The sequence below is a fragment of the Nocardia sp. NBC_01503 genome, from assembly GCF_036327755.1.
GTDB lineage: Bacteria > Actinomycetota > Actinomycetes > Mycobacteriales > Mycobacteriaceae > Nocardia.
The window spans coordinates 4,455,596-4,470,925 of sequence record NZ_CP109596.1; the positions used below are offsets into that span (position 1 = coordinate 4,455,596).

18 protein-coding genes and 1 pseudogene are annotated in these 15,330 nt (G+C 65.6%); 5 read left to right on the forward strand and 14 right to left on the reverse strand.

The window, feature by feature from the left end; translation table 11 throughout:
- Positions 1-36 precede the first annotated feature (36 nt).
- Positions 37-1,458 carry an amino acid permease gene (locus OHB26_RS20105; protein WP_330178824.1) on the forward strand — a complete coding sequence of 474 codons (1,422 nt, stop codon included), beginning with the start codon at positions 37-39 and terminating at the stop codon, positions 1,456-1,458.
- Between the two features lie 143 nt (positions 1,459-1,601).
- Positions 1,602-2,129 (forward strand): RICIN domain-containing protein, encoded by a 528-nt coding sequence (locus OHB26_RS20110; protein ID WP_330178825.1) that lies wholly within the window; start codon positions 1,602-1,604, stop codon positions 2,127-2,129.
- Between the two features lie 6 nt (positions 2,130-2,135).
- Here OHB26_RS20110 and OHB26_RS20115 read toward each other — a convergent pair whose 3' ends face one another.
- The 10 genes from OHB26_RS20115 to OHB26_RS20160 all read right to left on the reverse strand — a co-directional run bounded on the left by OHB26_RS20115 (position 2,136) and on the right by OHB26_RS20160 (position 10,083).
- On the reverse strand, positions 2,136-2,489 hold the full coding sequence (locus OHB26_RS20115) for a hypothetical protein (protein WP_330178826.1): 354 nt from the start codon (positions 2,487-2,489) through the stop codon (positions 2,136-2,138).
- A 270-nt stretch (positions 2,490-2,759) separates the two neighbouring features.
- Positions 2,760-3,980 (reverse strand): cytochrome P450 family protein, encoded by a 1,221-nt coding sequence (locus tag OHB26_RS20120; protein ID WP_330178827.1) that lies wholly within the window; start codon positions 3,978-3,980, stop codon positions 2,760-2,762.
- Between the two features lie 10 nt (positions 3,981-3,990).
- Positions 3,991-5,178 carry a cytochrome P450 gene (locus OHB26_RS20125; RefSeq protein ID WP_330185712.1) on the reverse strand — a complete coding sequence of 396 codons (1,188 nt, stop codon included), beginning with the start codon at positions 5,176-5,178 and terminating at the stop codon, positions 3,991-3,993.
- 35 nt (positions 5,179-5,213) lie between these two features.
- Positions 5,214-5,831 carry a GTP-binding protein gene (locus OHB26_RS20130; protein ID WP_330178828.1) on the reverse strand — a complete coding sequence of 206 codons (618 nt, stop codon included), beginning with the start codon at positions 5,829-5,831 and terminating at the stop codon, positions 5,214-5,216.
- On the reverse strand, positions 5,806-6,150 hold the full coding sequence (locus OHB26_RS20135; RefSeq protein WP_330178829.1) for a DUF742 domain-containing protein: 345 nt from the start codon (positions 6,148-6,150) through the stop codon (positions 5,806-5,808). The genes OHB26_RS20130 and OHB26_RS20135 overlap by 26 nt, the downstream gene beginning before the upstream one ends.
- A complete protein-coding gene (locus OHB26_RS20140; protein ID WP_330185713.1) occupies positions 6,147-6,518 on the reverse strand; it encodes a roadblock/LC7 domain-containing protein in 372 nt (123 codons plus the stop codon). The genes OHB26_RS20135 and OHB26_RS20140 overlap by 4 nt, the downstream gene beginning before the upstream one ends.
- 68 nt (positions 6,519-6,586) lie before the next feature.
- On the reverse strand, positions 6,587-8,023 hold the full coding sequence (locus OHB26_RS20145) for a sensor histidine kinase (protein WP_330178830.1): 1,437 nt from the start codon (positions 8,021-8,023) through the stop codon (positions 6,587-6,589).
- Positions 8,024-8,320: 297 nt separating this feature from the next.
- Entirely contained in the window at positions 8,321-8,608 is a 288-nt protein-coding gene (locus OHB26_RS20150) for a putative quinol monooxygenase (RefSeq protein ID WP_330178831.1), read from the reverse strand.
- An 80-nt stretch (positions 8,609-8,688) separates the two neighbouring features.
- Positions 8,689-9,426 carry a dienelactone hydrolase family protein gene (locus OHB26_RS20155; protein WP_330178832.1) on the reverse strand — a complete coding sequence of 246 codons (738 nt, stop codon included), beginning with the start codon at positions 9,424-9,426 and terminating at the stop codon, positions 8,689-8,691.
- Between the two features lie 213 nt (positions 9,427-9,639).
- The gene (locus OHB26_RS20160; RefSeq protein WP_330178833.1) at positions 9,640-10,083 is read right to left on the reverse strand and encodes a hypothetical protein; all 444 of its coding nucleotides are present in this window, start codon (positions 10,081-10,083) and stop codon (positions 9,640-9,642) included.
- A gap of 64 nt (positions 10,084-10,147) precedes the next feature.
- On the opposite strand from OHB26_RS20160, the gene OHB26_RS20165 reads away from it, so the two are divergent.
- Positions 10,148-10,318 carry a hypothetical protein gene (locus OHB26_RS20165; protein WP_330178834.1) on the forward strand — a complete coding sequence of 57 codons (171 nt, stop codon included), beginning with the start codon at positions 10,148-10,150 and terminating at the stop codon, positions 10,316-10,318.
- Between the two features lie 104 nt (positions 10,319-10,422).
- Here OHB26_RS20165 and trpA read toward each other — a convergent pair whose 3' ends face one another.
- The 4 genes and pseudogenes from trpA to OHB26_RS20185 form a co-directional block, all read right to left on the reverse strand.
- A complete protein-coding gene (trpA, locus tag OHB26_RS20170; RefSeq protein WP_330178835.1) occupies positions 10,423-11,238 on the reverse strand; it encodes a tryptophan synthase subunit alpha in 816 nt (271 codons plus the stop codon).
- A pseudogene (gene trpB / locus OHB26_RS20175) lies at positions 11,235-12,467 on the reverse strand (tryptophan synthase subunit beta). The gene trpA and the pseudogene trpB overlap by 4 nt, the downstream one beginning before the upstream one ends.
- 144 nt (positions 12,468-12,611) lie before the next feature.
- Complete coding sequence (trpM, locus tag OHB26_RS20180) at positions 12,612-12,776, reverse strand: tryptophan biosynthesis modulator TrpM (RefSeq protein ID WP_330178836.1); 165 nt, start codon at positions 12,774-12,776, stop codon at positions 12,612-12,614.
- 20 nt (positions 12,777-12,796) lie between these two features.
- Positions 12,797-13,435 (reverse strand): hypothetical protein, encoded by a 639-nt coding sequence (locus tag OHB26_RS20185; RefSeq protein WP_330178837.1) that lies wholly within the window; start codon positions 13,433-13,435, stop codon positions 12,797-12,799.
- 96 nt (positions 13,436-13,531) lie between these two features.
- On the opposite strand from OHB26_RS20185, the gene OHB26_RS20190 reads away from it, so the two are divergent.
- On the forward strand, positions 13,532-13,954 hold the full coding sequence (locus tag OHB26_RS20190; RefSeq protein WP_330178838.1) for a hypothetical protein: 423 nt from the start codon (positions 13,532-13,534) through the stop codon (positions 13,952-13,954).
- Positions 13,955-14,126: 172 nt separating this feature from the next.
- Positions 14,127-15,287: an alpha/beta hydrolase gene (locus tag OHB26_RS20195; protein WP_330178839.1), complete on the forward strand. Its 1,161-nt coding sequence runs from the start codon at positions 14,127-14,129 to the stop codon at positions 15,285-15,287.
- The last annotated feature ends 43 nt before the right edge of the window (positions 15,288-15,330 follow it).

The window sequence follows — 15,330 nt, forward strand, 5'->3', positions numbered from 1 at the left end:
ACTGTTTTACCGATCACCACCTGAAAGGCCACGACAATGACTGTCGTAACCAAGCGCCCGCGTTCCCCCATGACTTTGCGCGGGGTGATGCGCCGAATGCCCGTGACCTCCGAGGACACCGGCGATTTCAACAAGAGTATGGGTCTATGGCAGCTGGTGGCGCTGAGCCTGGGTGGCCTGGTCGGTGCCGGCGTCTTCTCGCTGGCGGGTGTGGTGGCCCATGAGGTGTCCGGTCCGGCCGTACTGGTGTCCTTCGCCATTGCCATTGTCGCCTCGGGCGCGGCGGGTCTGTGTTACGCCGAATTCGCGGGCATGGTGCCCAAGGCGGGTTCGGCGTACACGTATTCCTATGTGGCACTGGGCGAGATCATCGGCTTCATGATCGGCTGGGATCTGCTGCTCGAGTACACCGCCATTGTCTCGGTGGTGGCCATCGCGGTCTCCGGCTACCTCAACTACATCACCCACTACATCGGATTCGATCTCCCCACCTGGGCGCTGGGCGCACCCGGTACCGGTGACGGTCATAAGATCGACCTGTTCGCGGTGCTGCTCTGCCTGCTGCTGGCCTTCCTGCTCTCACGTGGCACCCGCGAATCCGCCCGTGTGCAAACAGGTCTCGTAGCATTGAAGATGCTGATCGTCGCGATTGTGGTTATCGCGGGCGCCTTCCATATCAAGGCGGGCAACTACACCCCGTTCTTCCCCTTCGGCGTCGGCAGCGCGGTCTCCGGTGCGGCCCTGGCCTTCTTCGCCGTCTACGGCTACGACGCCATGAGCGCCGCCGCCGAGGAGTCCAAGGACGGCAAACGCCTGATGCCCAAGGCGATCATGATCAGCCTCGGTATCGCCTCGGTGGTCTACCTGCTGGTCTGCCTGGTGATCGTCGGCATGGTCAACTACACCGACATCAATGTCTCCTCCCCGTTCTCCAGCGCCTTCGACACCGTCGGTATGGGCATCCTCGGCCTGATAATCGCGGTCGGAGCCGTAATCGGCGTCACCACTTCGGCTTTCGCCAATATGCTCGCCGTCACCCGAGTCGGTTTCGCCATGAGCCGAGACGGCCTGCTCCCCTCCTACTTCGGCAAGAGCAGCGAACGCCGCAAGGTCCCCACCCGCGTAATCTGGCCCGTAGGAGTGGTTTCCGCCCTCATCGCCGGATTCCTCCCCATCCGGGAGGCCGCCGAACTGACCAACGTAGGCATCCTCATGGCCTTCATAGTCGTAGCCCTGGGCGTCATCCGCCTCCGCCGAACCCGCCCCGACGCCGACCGAGCCTTCCGCACCCCCTGGGTCCCCGTGGTCCCCCTGATCGGAGTCGCCTTCTCCCTCTGGCTCATCAGCCACCTCGACATCATCACCTGGGTCCGCTTCGTGGTCTGGCTCCTGCTCGGCCTGGCCCTCTACTTCGGCTTCAGCTACCGAAGCTCCAAGCTGAACGCCTCGGCCAACTGATTGCCACGGCCACTCTCTGGGGGTGATTTGCTCACCCCCGGGAGTGGAAGTGCCTCCTCAGGGTCCGTTCCGGATCGGGTGCGCCTGCTCGAACATTGGTTTGAGCCGATATGGCGACACCCTTCGATCAGAGGAATCCTGACTTGACACACTTCATCACCCGCGCGAAAGCAGGACTCTTCTTCGGCGCCCTGACCGCCGTCGGCATGGTTATCGCTCCCGCCACCGCGAATGCCGCGCAGCCGGACGATGTCGTGACAATTCAACAGGTTTCCAGCGGCCGCTATCTCGATGCTTGGAATGACCGCACGCACGATTACAACGTCGTCACCCGGCCCAAGCAGGGCGATGTCAGCCAGCAGTGGCGAATTCACTGGGATGACAGCGGAACCGGCACCGGAACCGTGGAACAGGTCAGCAGCCACCGCTACCTGGACGCCCATGAGATCGAATCCCTGGACTACCACCTGGTGACCCGCCCCGTGCAGAACAATCCGACGCAGCAGTGGCGGATTCAATCCATCGGCGGCGGAAAGTACACCATGCAGCAGGTCTCCAGTAACCGCTACGTCGACGCCCACGAGATCCCCGAAAAGGATTACGGCGTCGTGAGCCGTCCGGCCCAGAACAATACGACCCAGCAATTCGTGCTGACGGTGGTCGGACACTGACGTCGGCTAGTTGATCGTCAGTATCCATGCACCGTTGCAGCCGTCCTTTCGGTTCATGTACGGATCGTAATTCCAGACGGTGGGGCGCGAGTCGGAGAGAGTCACGTTGAAATGGCCCGTGTTCGACGTGATGATCACATGGTTCTCACTCACGAGGCCGTAGTCGCCCGGCTCGACCGTCCACGCGCCATCGTGTCCGGCCGGGTAGTTCATCGAGATGTCGAGTGTTCGTCCGGAGTGGTTCTGCCACACCAGGCATGCGCCGGGATAGTCGGCGTGTGCCGGTGCGGCGGTTGCCGCGACGGCGGTCCAGCCCAGTGCGGCGATTGCGGTGGCGATTGCGGTGCGCAGATTCCTCATTTGGTTCCCCCGTACTGATTCGGTTGAGCGATTGCCTGAGCGGCAGTTCGAACAGTAGGGAGCCGAACCTGTTGCGGCACTTACGGAAACCTTGTGGACTCCGGGAAATAGCTGATCAGGGTGGTTCCGGACGCCGTTGTGGGTTGTCCGGACCGGACGCCGTTCAGTTGACTTCCGGTTCGATGCCGCCGGGGAAGGTGACGTGCTCGGTGGATACCGCGATCAGGGTGATTCGGGCCCGGCCCCCGCCGGGCCCGAAGACGTCCGGAGCTACTCGGCGGTGCGGCGGACCGGGAGGTCGCGGTGGCCGTTGGAGATGAAGCCGATCACCGGGGCGATATCGGCAGGGTCGGTGGCGAACTCCAGATCCGGGAAGCGGTTGAACAGTGCGGGCAGGGCGATGCTCGCCTCCAGGCGGGCCAGGGGTGCGCCGATGCAGTGGTGGACGCCGTGGCCGAAGGAGACATGATCCTTGTTGACGCGGGTGACGTCGAAGGATTCGGCGGTGTCGCCGTGGATCTTCGGGTCGCGGCCCGCGGCGGCGTAGGAGGCGAGAATGGCGTCGCCCTTGGGGATGGTGATGCCGTCGATCTCGATATCCTCCACCGCGTAGCGCAGCGGGAGATGGGCCACGGGAGCCTCGTAGCGCAGCGTCTCCTCGATGACGTCCTCCCAGGTGACCTCGCCCGCGCGGACGGCGGCCAACTGCTCGGGATGGGTGAGGAGCGCGAAAATGGCCTGGTCCAAAAGGTTTACGGTGGTCTCATGACCGGCGTTGATGACAAGCATCAACGTATCGACCATCTCCTTCTCGGTGAGCCGCTCGCCGTCCTCGTCACGGGTGGCGATGAGCACGCTGACCATGTCGTCGCCCGGGTTGTCGCGCTTGAAGGCGACGAGTTCCTCGATGAGACCGAACATTTCGACATAGTTGGCCCCGGCGGCCTCGGGCGAGATCTCGGTATCGAAGAACCGCGCCACGCAGATGCGCAGGGCGGGTTCCCGATCCTCGGGCACACCCATCAGCTCGGTGAGCACCTGAATCGGCACCGGGTACGCGAAACCCTCACGCAGATCCACGGTTTCACCCGCCGGCGCGGCCGCCAGCCGATCCAGGAGATCGGTCACGATCTCCTCGATGCGCGGCCGCAGCGCCATGGTGCGGCGATGAGTGAACGCGGGCGAGACCAGCTTGCGCAGGCGCCGGTGATCGGCCCCGTAGGCGGTGAACATATTGGTCGCCGCGACCCACGGGAACAGCGGCCACTCCGGGGTGACCTCACCGTTTCCGAAGGCCGCCCAGTGCTGTGCCGGATCCTTCGACACCCGCGGATCGGCCAGCAGGCGCTTGAGCACCTCGGCATCGGTGACCGACCAGGCGGGCACACCCATCAACTCGACCAGGGTCACCGGTCCACGAGCACGGATGCGGGCATTCTCGCCTTGAATGTCGACACCGGTGAGATCCAGCGCCAGGGGTTCGATCGTCAAAACAACTCTCCTACTTCACATTCAACGGCGGACTCGCAGGGAAGACCACCGGCAGCGCCGCCAGCGCGCGGTGGAACGGCCCTGCACGCCAAGATAATTCATCAACCGGCACCGCGAGGCGCAGCTCGGGCAGCGCGTCCAGTAGCTGGTCGATGGCCTCCTGCGCCACCAGTGAGGCGACCGACTTCGCCGGGCAGGCGTGCGGCCCCAGACTCCAGGCCAGATGCGAGCGATTGCCGATGCGCTCACCGCCGCCGATGGCGGGATCGTTATTGCAGCCCGCCAGGCTGATCACGACCGGTTGATGCGCGGGCAGCCAGGTATCACCGACGAGCATGGGCTGGCGCGGATAGGAGATGGCGAAGTTGGCCATGGGCGGATCGTTGAAGAGCACCTCGTCCAAAGCATCACGGGTGGAGAGACTTCCGCCGAGCACGTCACCTGCGAAGCGGTCGTCGGTGAGGATCAGCCGCAGCGTGTTGATGATCAGATTCTGCTGCGGTTCGAGTCCGGCGCCGTAGATGCTGATGATGTTGGCGAGCATCTCGGTGTCGTCCAGGCCCGCGTCGTGCTGCAGCAGCCGGGTGACCATATCGTCGCCGGGTTCGCGCTTCTTGAGCTCGATCAGCTCCAGCAGTGCGCCACTGAGCATTTGCATACCCAGCTCGGCGTTCTCGTCGACCGAATCGAAGAGCGCCGCCATACCCGCTGCGACGCGCTGGCCGATCTCCGGCGGACAGCCGAGCATGTCATTGAGGCCGGCGAAGACCAGCGGGAACGCGTACTGGCTGATCAGCTCCGCGGATCCGTTCTCGCAGAACGTGTTTATCAGCGGAGTGGCCTCGCGCTCCACGATCGCGTGCAGCCCGTGCAGATCCACGCCGTCGACGGCGCTGACATTGGCCTGCCGGTACCGCCGATGCGCATCACCCGCATTGCGCAGCACATTCGGATACCACTCCATCATCGGCTTCACCGGGCAGTCCGCCGGAATATTCTGCTGCCAGATGCGTGGATCGGCCGGAAAATGCTCCGGGTCATTGAGAATCCGCACCGCGTCGTGATAGCCGATCACCAGGGTGGCGGGCACCCCGGGCGCGAGCTCCACCGGTACCAGGGAGCCGTAGCGCTGCCGCATCGCGCGGTAGTTGCCATGTGGGTCGGCAGCGAATTCCTCAGAGTACAAAGGGAATTGCATGCCGTCGACTAGGACGGTCGGCCCGGTCGATGTGGTCAAATCCGTGACTCCTGACGCGAATGAAAAAGGTATTCGACGAGGGTGATGAGCGACTGCACGCACGTACGCCGATCGCGTGCGTCCAGGGCCGTCAGCGGGGTGCCCTCGGCGAGGTCGAGCGCATCGCGGATCTCCTCCAGCGGATACCGCTTGGCGCCCTCGAATTCGTTGACCGCCACCGAATACGGCACGCCGCGCTGTTCGAGCACGGCGAGCACCTCATCGGACTGTTCGATGCGCCGGGTGTCCACCAGCACCAGCGCACCGAGCGCGCCCAGGGCCAGCTCCTCCCAGAGCGGGACGAAGCGCTGCTGGCCGGGTGTGCCGAAAAGGTAAAGCGCCAGTTGCGGATTCAGGGTGATGCGGCCGAAATCCATGGCGACGGTGGTGGTGGTCTTACTGCCGAGTCCGGCCAGATCGTCCACACCGACACTGGCCTCGGTAATGGTCTCCTCGGTGCGCAGCGGTTTGATCTCCGAGACACTGCCGACGAATGTGGTCTTACCGACGCCGAAATTGCCTGCCACCAACAGCTTTACCGACTTGACGACGGTGGGGGCCAGATAGTCGACGCCGGGAGGCGCCGACTCAGACCGCAAGGGCACGGAGCCCATTCAGTACCTCTTCCAGCAAGCTGACGTCCGGCAGGGTGTGTACGGGCGTCCGGGTTATCAGGTGACCGCTGTCGAGCAGGTCCGCGACGACGATCTTCACCACCGAGGGTGGCAGGTCGAGATGTGCGGCGATCTCGGCCAGTGACAGGGCATCTCGGCACAGCGCGCAGATTCTGCGCGCATCGGGCGAGCCACCCTGTAGCGCGAGGTCGGCGGCGACGATCACGGTGACCAGGTCCAGCTGCCGGGTGGGGCGCGAACGCCCACCCGTGCGCACATAGGCCCGGACCAGATCGGGATCCCGCCGCGGCCCGGTCACGGCCGGGCGCCGCCGCGCGGTATGGCGCCGAGCTCGTGCCCGACCCGCGCGGCCAGCTCGTTGAGCCGATGCGCGACCAGCGCCACATCGACCTCCGGGGTGGTGGAGACGCCGATGACCGCACCCTCGCCGGCGGCGGTGATGAAGATCATTCCGCCGTCGTACTCGGTGACGTTCTGGCGTACGCGATCCTGCGGCCCGCCGCAGAACTCACCGAGCGCCTTGCCGAGGGAGCGCAGGCCCGAGGCCGCGGCGGCGAAGCGTTCGGCATTGTCCTTGGAGATATTGCCCGAGTGCGCGATGCGCAGACCGTCCTCCGACAGCAGCACCGCGAACCGGACGCCGGGGATATCGAGATCCGAGAGCATCCAACCCAGCCGGTTGCTGTTATCGGGGTTGGGGACCGCGGTCTGCGGATCGGCCGCTATCGGTGAGTTCACGAGTTCTTCCCTTCGGTCTGGTCGGTTTCGGCTGCGGCGACACGGCCACTGACCGAACCGCTGTACCACGCCACGGCGATTTCCGGTCGAGCTAGTTGGAGCGTCGGCGTAGGCGCGGGTTCGAGCGCCTGCGGCAGACTGGGCGCCGCCTGGAGGGCGGGCATCGGAGCGGAGGTGGGGCCGCTGGGCTGCACCACCGTGCGCCGCCGCCGCTTGGTGAGACCGCTGGCGGTGAGGGCCGCGGCGATTTCTTCCTCTTCCACAGTGGTTGGCTCCTGCGCCGGGGCGACGACCATGGGCGCTGCCAATGCGGGCTGCTCCGGCACGTCCTGCGGTGCGACCAAGAGTGATTCGGGAATGAAGACCATGGCGCGCACACCGCCGTAGGCGTTCGGACCGTCGACGTAGACGCTGAATCCGTAGCGGCGCACCAGCGCCGCGATGGACGGGAAGCCGATCTTCGGCGCGGGGCCGAGTTCGAGAATATCGACCGAGCGTTCCCCGGCGAGCACCTGGCGGGCATCCTCGAGCTGCTCGGGATTCATTCGCACGCCGGCGTCATCGATGAGGATGGTCACGCCGTGGTGGCCCTCCTGAAAGCTGATGTCCACGAACGAGGTCGGCGGCGAATACCGCAGCGCGTTGTCCAGCAGCGTCGCCACGGTGTGCACCAGCGGCTCCACCACGCGACTGACCACCACGCGGTCGGCCTGGGTGGTGCGCACGCGCAGATAGTCACGCACACGCCCGACGGCGCCGCCGACCACATCGGTCACCGACTGCTGCGGCCAGCGCCGACCGGGAAGTCCACCGCTGACGATCACATAGGACTGCGCCTGCCGGATCATCTGCTGCACACTGTGATCGATGCGGATGAGCGTCTCGTAGACCGCGTCATCGCGATGCTCGCGCAGCGCCGAGCTGACCACCTTGCCGACGTCCGCGCCCAGGCTCACCACCGAGGTGCCGAAGGAGCGCACGGCCGCGCCGGTCACATCGCGGGACGCGCCCTGCGCCTGATCGCGTACCGCCTGCGCCTCATCGCGCACGGCCTGCTCGGCCTTGGCGATCGCCTGCCGGGCCTGTGCCTCGACCTCGCGCTTGCCCTGCTCCGAAGCCTCGGCCCAGAGCAGGCGCAAATCTTCGGCAAAGTACTCGACGGTCTGCCAGACCAGCGGAGCGATATTGGACTGCTCGAGTCCGGGCGGACTCTCGGTCCCGGTGATCGGCATACCCGGACGCCGAATCGATTCGGTGACCGACGGAAGCGTCTTGCGCACAAGCTGTTCGAGCAATTGCTCCCAGCCTCGCACCTGTGCGGCCAGTTGATCGGCGCGCTTGCGCTCGGTGCGGACGCGCACCGCCGCATAACCCGCTGTCGCCACCGCGACCACAAGTAGAGGAACAAGTATCCAGAGAAACATCACGGCCATATGGGGTTTCGTCAATCCTGTCGGCTACACCGGGGTCGGGCGCACTCGCGCAACACGCCAGACCGTAGCCCACAACATACCTATTCCGTTATCTCAGCGACACTTTCGGATGCAATCCCCGCAAAGTAAGGGCTCATGAGTTGCGAAGTCGGCGTAGTGCGGATGGCTGCGGCGCGGCCCGCGAAACGCTGGCAAATCGCTCGAACGCACACCGGCCACCGTACGCATTGCGTACGATGGCCGGTATGGCGAATCAGGCAGACGTCCAGCAACTTTCACTGCCGGAATCGCCCGAATTCAGCTCAGGCCGCGCACATCCGAGATGTCGTACTCGGCGACCGAGGCCGATCGGATTTGCGCGTTCTGCGACTCCGACGGCCCGCTGCCCCGAAAGGCCTCGACCGCCGCCCGCGACTTCCACCGCTCGAAGATATTGATCCGGCCGGGATCGACCAGATCCGCGGCGAGCGAGAAGTCCAGACAACCCGAGGCATTGCGCGCGTGCTCCACGACGGGCACGCACTCCGCGAGGTAGGACTCCCGCTGTTGCGGGTCCACAATGATGTGGCCTGCGACGATCACCATGTGAATCCTCCGCCCGTACGAATCGATCTCTCGCACAGCCTAGGACGGCGAGTCGCGATGGGAATCACCGGTGATGTTTTCTAGCCGAGATACCGGGCGAAGAAGCGGGCTCGGTGGCTCGATTCGAGTCCGCGCATACCGCGATGATCGCCCGGATAGGCGTGCATCGACTTGTCCTGGGACGCACAGCTATCGAACAGCGTGATGGTCGGCTGCGGTTCGATCTGCGGATCGTCCCAGGCGATCAGGAACTCGACCGGAATGCTGGTCTTGCGTGCCGCCTCGATCAGCGCGTCATAGACGAAGACCGGTCCGAATGACGCTGCGGCGATGCGGGGTTCCACCGCCGTCAACATCAATCCGATCGCGACGCCGAGCGTCATGCCGCCGTATCCGATCGGCGCGTCGGGGCCGATCTCGGGCAGCTCCTGGAGGGCGTCGATGGTGGCCTGCCAGTCGGGTACCGCGCGCTCGGCCAGCGAGGTGTTGTACTCGACGATGAGCGGGCCCATCGGCTCGCCCGTCTGATGGGCCCGCTGGAATGCGGCTCGGGCCGCTATGTCTTCGGCGTCCTGCGGTCGATCGCCATGTCCGGGTGCGTCGATGGCGGCCACGGTGTACCCGCATTCGGTCACCAGATAGCGCGCATTGGCGACCAATCCCGGCGCGTGCTTGTGCATACCGCCGGAGTGGCCACTCAGCAGGAGCGGTGCGCCGTCGGTGCCTTGTTCGGGGGACCAGAGCGCCCCGGTGATCTCGCCCAGGGTGAACCCGCGCTCGATGACGCCGTTCACAACCGTCTCAGAATTGAATTGCATGATGGTGCCTCTCGAATGCCTTGCGTGTCAGGCACTCCCCGCGACACCTACGTCAATCGCGCAACCGTGAACAGAGCGGGAGCACCCACATGGATACAGCGTTCATGGGTCTCACCTCCTCTGACGATTTCACGGCGAAAAGGACAATAGCAACCGGCTCCGCCCCCGTCCACCCATTTATGAGCTGGCGGACGAGGGCGGAACCGATCGGTCCTATGCCAGGTCGAGCAGGCGCAGATCGCGACCGCGGACCATCCAGCCGGTGAAGGATTCGATGCGGCCGCAGGACAGACAGCGTTCGGCCGTGGCGAGAGCGCGAATGCCCGAGCCAGCGGCGTAGAGCGAGTAGCCGACGGCGATATTGAAGTCCCGCTGGTCGCAGTCGCAGACCATGGGCTGGGTACTGCCGTCGTTCCAGTCGTCGCCACAATCGGCTACGAAATGGGCTGTGCCGCAGCCGCGGCATTCCCGGCGGATGGTGCCCTCGGCCGGGTTGCCCGAGACGCCGAAAACGTCGGTACCGCAGTTCTCGCAGATCGAGTGTCTGACCTCGTGGATCGCATAGCCCTCCGCGCCCAGTTCACGCAGGTACGGATCCAGATCGAGTGGGTCGTCACCGATGTGCCAATCCCCGTCCGCGCTCATATGCAATGCCATAGCCGGGATACAACCAGAAGTCGCCGGACCTCGCCCCCCGAAGTCGGGACTACTGTGGGCGAATATGGACCCCAATATCTTGTCGGTACTCACTGGCTTGGGAGTGGGACTGGTCGTGGACACCGTGTACGGGTTTCTGACCGCCATCTACCCGCACGTCGGCGCCGGTCTCGGCTCGGTACAACCGGAGTGCGTGCTCGGGACACTATCCGCGGGCACCACCTGCATTCGCTGACGGCTATCCGGTCACGTCATCCCGGCCATGCCTCCCCCCGTCATCCCGGCCAAGGAGCGCGCCGGGATGACGAGAGGACTTTCGCCGCAGGGCTTCCCGGAGCTCTACCGGCGTTCGTGGACGGCTTCGGCGAGGGCGGCCGTCAACTCGCGGACCGCGGTCAGCCCGGTCTCCGCGTCGGGGGCGTCGAGTAGGGCCTTGACCAGCGCGGTACCGACGATGACTCCGTCCGCGAAGGCCGCGACCTCGGTGGCCTGGGCGGGGGTGGAGATGCCGATCCCCACGCAGACCGGTAGGCCGGTGGTCGCCTTGACGCGTCGCACCAGGGTGCTTGCCGCGGCGCCGACGGACTGTTTGCTGCCGGTGACGCCCATCAGTGCCGAGGCGTAGACGAATCCTGAACCGGCCGTGGTTATTTCAGCCAACCGGTCATTGGTGCTGCTCGGCGCCACCACGAAAACCGTTGCCAGAGCCATTCTCTCGGCATGCTCGCGCCATTGCGCCGATTCCTGGACCGGGAGATCGGACAGGATGCACCCCGCGCCGCCCGCCTCGGCCAGTTCGGTGGTGAAACGCTCGATTCCGTAGCGCTGGATGGGATTCCAGTAGCTCATCACCAAGATCGGTTTGCCGGTCGCCCGGTACACCTCGCGCACGGTGCGCATCACATCCCTGATGCGGCAACCACCGCGCAGGGCGATATCGTCGGCGGTCTGGATGATCGGGCCGTCCAGGACCGGATCACTGTGTGGCAGACCGACTTCGAAGATGTCGGCGCCGCTCTCCAGAATGGCCGTGATCGCGGTGATACCGCCGTCGACGGTGGGGAAACCGGCGGGCAGATACGCGATGAGTGCGGCTCGATCCTCGCTCGCGGCCTTTGCGAGGGTATCGGTCAGCAGTTGTTCGTTCCCGCTCACTTGGAATCCTCCCGCCGCGCGAAGTACTCGGTGGCGGTGTCCATATCCTTATCGCCACGGCCTGAGAGATTGACCAGCAACAGTCCGTTCGAACCGAGTTCGCGGCCCACCTCGAGGGCTCCGGCGAGTGCGTGCGCGCTCTCGATCGCCGGAATGATGCCCTTGGTCGCCGACAGCAGGCGAAAGGCTCGCATGGCGGCGTCATCGGTGATCGGGCGGTATTCGCCGCGGCCGATATCGTGCAGGTACGCGTGTTCCGGGCCGATGCCCGGATAGTCGAGACCCGCTGAGATGGAACAGGGTTCGGTGATCTGCCCCTCATCGTCCTGGAGTACGAAGGAGCGGGAACCGTGCAGAATGCCGGGCTCACCCGCGCTCAGCGTCGCGGCGTGCGCACCGGTTTCGATGCCGTGCCCGGCGGCCTCACAGCCGATCAGGCGTACCCGCTCGTCATCGAGGAAAGGGTGGAACAGGCCGATGGCATTCGATCCACCGCCGACGCAGGCGATCGCGGCATCGGGTAAACGCCCTGCGCGCCTGAGGATTTGACGCCGGGCCTCGACACCGATCACACGCTGGAAATCGCGGATCATGGCGGGGAAGGGGTGTGGGCCCGCCACCGTGCCGAAGATGTAGTGCGTGGTGTCGGCATTGGCGACCTAGTCGCGGAATGTCTCGTTGATGGCGTCCTTGAGGGTGCGCGACCCGGAGGCGACCGGAATGACCTGTGCCCCGAGCATTTCCATCCGGGCCACATTGAGCGCCTGGCGTGCGATATCGACTTCGCCCATGTAGACGGTGCATTCGAGGCCGAACAGCGCGCAGGCGGTCGCGGTCGCCACCCCGTGTGATCCCGCGCCGGTCTCGGCGATCACCCGGCGCTTGCCCATGCGCCGGGTGAGCAGGGCCTGGCCCAGCACATTGTTGATTTTGTGCGAACCCGTGTGGTTGAGATCCTCGCGTTTGAGGAAGATCCGCGCACCACCCGCGTGCGCCGCGAATCGCGGCACCTCGGTGAGGGTGGTCGGGCGGCCCGCATAGTCGGCCAGCAGTTCGTCGAACTCGGCGATGAACGCCGGGTCCAGCTTGGCCTTGTCGTACTCGGCGGCCACCTCCTCCACGGCGGCGACGAGCGCCTCCGGAATGAACTTGCCGCCGAAGTCGCCGAAATACCCTTCGGCACCGGGGATTCGGCCATCGGGGTCGGGTATGAAGAATTCACTGGTCATGGTCTGCTCCTGGGGTATGCGGCCCCGGGTCGTCTGGCTCGGATCGGGTCACGAAGACGCGTATCCGCGCGCCGAATCACGACTCACAGCGGAGTCGGGAACACGCTCGATGAGGAGACGGCAGGGCAGGGAGCGCGGGCTCCCTCAAACGCCCTGTCCGGCGCGCGACGCGCCGAGCCATCGCATGCCATTGACCTGTCCGGGTTCGGATCCGATCACATACCGGACCCGACGCCCCAGCACCCGTCGCGCGGGCGCACGGCAGCCGCGCGGGCGGCAACCGGGAGCGAGGCGGACGCTGATGGACATGACCGGAGCCTAACAGCCGCTCAGCAGAAGGTGATGAGGGTGTTGTTGGCCATCGAGACGCGGGCCTCCTCGAACAGCACCAGCCAGGTCTCACGCTCGCGGTAGAACGGATGCTCGTCATCGCCCTCGTGAATCGCGGCGATCTCGGCATCGGATAGTTCGCCGTCGATCAGCGTAATGCCGAGATGTGCTGCGACAGAGACGAGTTCGCGCAGCAGCTGGGCACTGGACCCGACCATCCCGCCGGGAATGCCGAGCGCCTCGTCCGGATACAGCACCTCGTCGAAATCGATCGGCAGGTAATAGCCTTCGCAGTCCGAATGGCACAGCAGATGGGAATCGAACAGGTAGGTGAGCCGATCCACCACCGGATCGTCGGTCGGATTCTCACCCGCCGCAACGGGTGTCAGCGGTGCGTCCGGATGCTCCCGGGCATGGGCATAGGCCCGTCGCAGATAGTGAATGAAGCTGTACGGCACCCCGCCCAGTCGACCCCGGGCCGTCTCCGCACCGCGCGCTGCGGGCTCCTCATGCGGCGGCAGTCCCTCCGCGGCGAGCAACTCATTGATTGCCCGCAGCTGTTCGGCCAGCTCATCGGCGTATTCCTGATCATCGTTCAATGCGTCGGCGAATACATGCGTCGCCACTGCCAGCCCCATGCGCCCGAGATTAGCGCGACCCTATGACAGGTAGCCGGTGCGCGGCGGGGCTCGCGTTGCCTCGCCCGGGTCATCGTGCCAGCCTGGATGGCAGGAATGCCTGGTCGGGGCGTCGCCGGTTGGGTGCGCGACGGCCGGGTGGTCGAGGAGGATGTCGTGAGCTACCAGGCAGGGCTCGAAGGGGAGGCGAGGCTGCGGGTCACCGTCGAATTCGGGGAGGCCCCAGGGGAACTCGGGGTCAACTGGTCACCGGAGAGTGCGACGGCGGCGCATATGAAGCTGGAATACGCGCGAATCTTCCTGGTGGCGTTGCGGGCCGAGGCGGAGCGGACGTATGTGGAGTTGGTCGACGGGCATCCGTGGGCGTCGGTGCGGTTGCCCGAGGCGCTCGCGGCGGGGGAGTACGCCATCGAGGTCGACGGGTACGGCGGCGCCAGTTGGGGTGACGGGCGCTTGGATGCGCGCGGGCGCAGTGCGTCCTTCACCGTGACCGCGTCCGCCGCCTCCGGGAGGGAATAGCCCGCACCGATCTGGACGAGTGATCGATTGTCCAGGTTCTCATTCGGTGGGGACGGGGCGGGAAAGGCGCGTTATGCTGCTCGGCGAGATCGGCTGCGGCCCTTATGGGGCGGCGCGGGTCGGTGTGGGGAGTGGCCGAGTCGGGCCGCACAACGGAAGGGCATAACAGGATATGCGTGGCGTGGCTGTGCGAGGGGCGCAGGAGCGCCGACACAGATCCCGGGGTGGATGGGCCAGACGGACGGTGGTCGGCGCCGTCGCGGTGGCACTTGTTCCCTTCGGGGCGTCGGTGGTGGCGGCCGGTCCGGCGGGGGCCGAATACGATCCGTCGGGCTTCGATTTCATGGTCGATTCCCCCATGGGAGCGATCAAATCGCGGATCTTCCGGGCCGCCGACGGCAATACCGATCGGGTGGTCTATCTGCTCGATGGTGAACGGGCACAGAACGATATGAACGGCTGGGAGCTGCACACCGGTATTCCGGCCGCGCTCGCCAAATTCAATATCAATGTGGTCACCCCGGTCGGCGGCGAATCCAGCTTCTACGCGGACTGGAATGAGCCGAGCAACTTCTTCGGCGTCAATCCCGACGCCTCCCTGCTGCCGGGGCGCGATTCGGGATCGGCCATCGCGGGCTGGGACGAGACCGCGGGCAAGACCAATACGTACAAGTGGGAAACCTTCATCACGCAGAATCTGCGCAACGCACTGCGAGATCGACTGGGATTCAGCGACAGTCGCAACGGTGTGTTCGGACTCTCCAGCGGCGGTAGCGCCGCGGTGGTACTGGCGGCCTACCATCCGGACCAGTTCGTGTACGCGGGATCGCTCTCTGGCTACCTGCACTCGTCCGCGCCGGGTATGCGAGAGGCTCTGCGCCTGGCCATGCTCGCCGCCGGCGGCTACAACATCGACGCCATGGCCGCGGCGGGCAGCCCGGAGTGGGAGCGGCTCGATGCCGTCGCCTTCGCGCCGACGCTGATCGCCAACAACACGCGGCTGTACATCGCCGCGGGCAGTGCTGTTCCGGCGCAACAGGATCTGTCCTCGCCGGACGCCATCATCCAGGGCATGCCGCTGGAGGGGATCGCGCTGGCCAATACCAAGGCGTTCCAATCGCGGTTGCAGGCGCTGGGTTATGACAATGTCACCTACGACTTCCCGAGTATCGGGGTGCACAACTGGGGTCAATGGGAGCAGGTGGCCAACCGCCTGATGCCCGATATCGCGCAGCACATCGGCAAGCCGCTGCCCCCGGGCGCGCAGCCTCCCGGTGGACAGCAGCCTCCGGGTGACGGTCCGCCCGGCGGTGGGCAGCCGCCGCAGAAGTAGGGTTTGACGAAAAGATCCGCCGCGGACCGGAATTCGGACCGCG

Bases quoted from the DNA above. Each gene is read 5' to 3' on its own strand.
- OHB26_RS20105 (WP_330178824.1), top strand. From the start codon at position 37: ATGACTGTCGTAACCAAGCGCCCGCGTTCCCCCATGACTTTGCGCGGG.
- OHB26_RS20115 (WP_330178826.1), bottom strand. From the start codon at position 2,489: ATGAGGAATCTGCGCACCGCAATCGCCACCGCAATCGCCGCACTGGGC.
- OHB26_RS20125 (WP_330185712.1), bottom strand. From the start codon at position 5,178: ATGCAATTCCCTTTGTACTCTGAGGAATTCGCTGCCGACCCACATGGC.
- OHB26_RS20130 (WP_330178828.1), bottom strand. From the start codon at position 5,831: ATGGGCTCCGTGCCCTTGCGGTCTGAGTCGGCGCCTCCCGGCGTCGAC.
- OHB26_RS20140 (WP_330185713.1), bottom strand. From the start codon at position 6,518: ATGCTCTCGGATCTCGATATCCCCGGCGTCCGGTTCGCGGTGCTGCTG.
- OHB26_RS20145 (WP_330178830.1), bottom strand. From the start codon at position 8,023: ATGGCCGTGATGTTTCTCTGGATACTTGTTCCTCTACTTGTGGTCGCG.
- OHB26_RS20150 (WP_330178831.1), bottom strand. From the start codon at position 8,608: ATGGTGATCGTCGCAGGCCACATCATTGTGGACCCGCAACAGCGGGAG.
- OHB26_RS20155 (WP_330178832.1), bottom strand. From the start codon at position 9,426: ATGCAATTCAATTCTGAGACGGTTGTGAACGGCGTCATCGAGCGCGGG.
- OHB26_RS20160 (WP_330178833.1), bottom strand. From the start codon at position 10,083: ATGGCATTGCATATGAGCGCGGACGGGGATTGGCACATCGGTGACGAC.
- OHB26_RS20165 (WP_330178834.1), top strand. From the start codon at position 10,148: ATGGACCCCAATATCTTGTCGGTACTCACTGGCTTGGGAGTGGGACTG.
- trpM (WP_330178836.1), bottom strand. From the start codon at position 12,776: ATGTCCATCAGCGTCCGCCTCGCTCCCGGTTGCCGCCCGCGCGGCTGC.
- OHB26_RS20185 (WP_330178837.1), bottom strand. From the start codon at position 13,435: ATGGGGCTGGCAGTGGCGACGCATGTATTCGCCGACGCATTGAACGAT.
- OHB26_RS20190 (WP_330178838.1), top strand. From the start codon at position 13,532: ATGCCTGGTCGGGGCGTCGCCGGTTGGGTGCGCGACGGCCGGGTGGTC.
- OHB26_RS20195 (WP_330178839.1), top strand. From the start codon at position 14,127: ATGCGTGGCGTGGCTGTGCGAGGGGCGCAGGAGCGCCGACACAGATCC.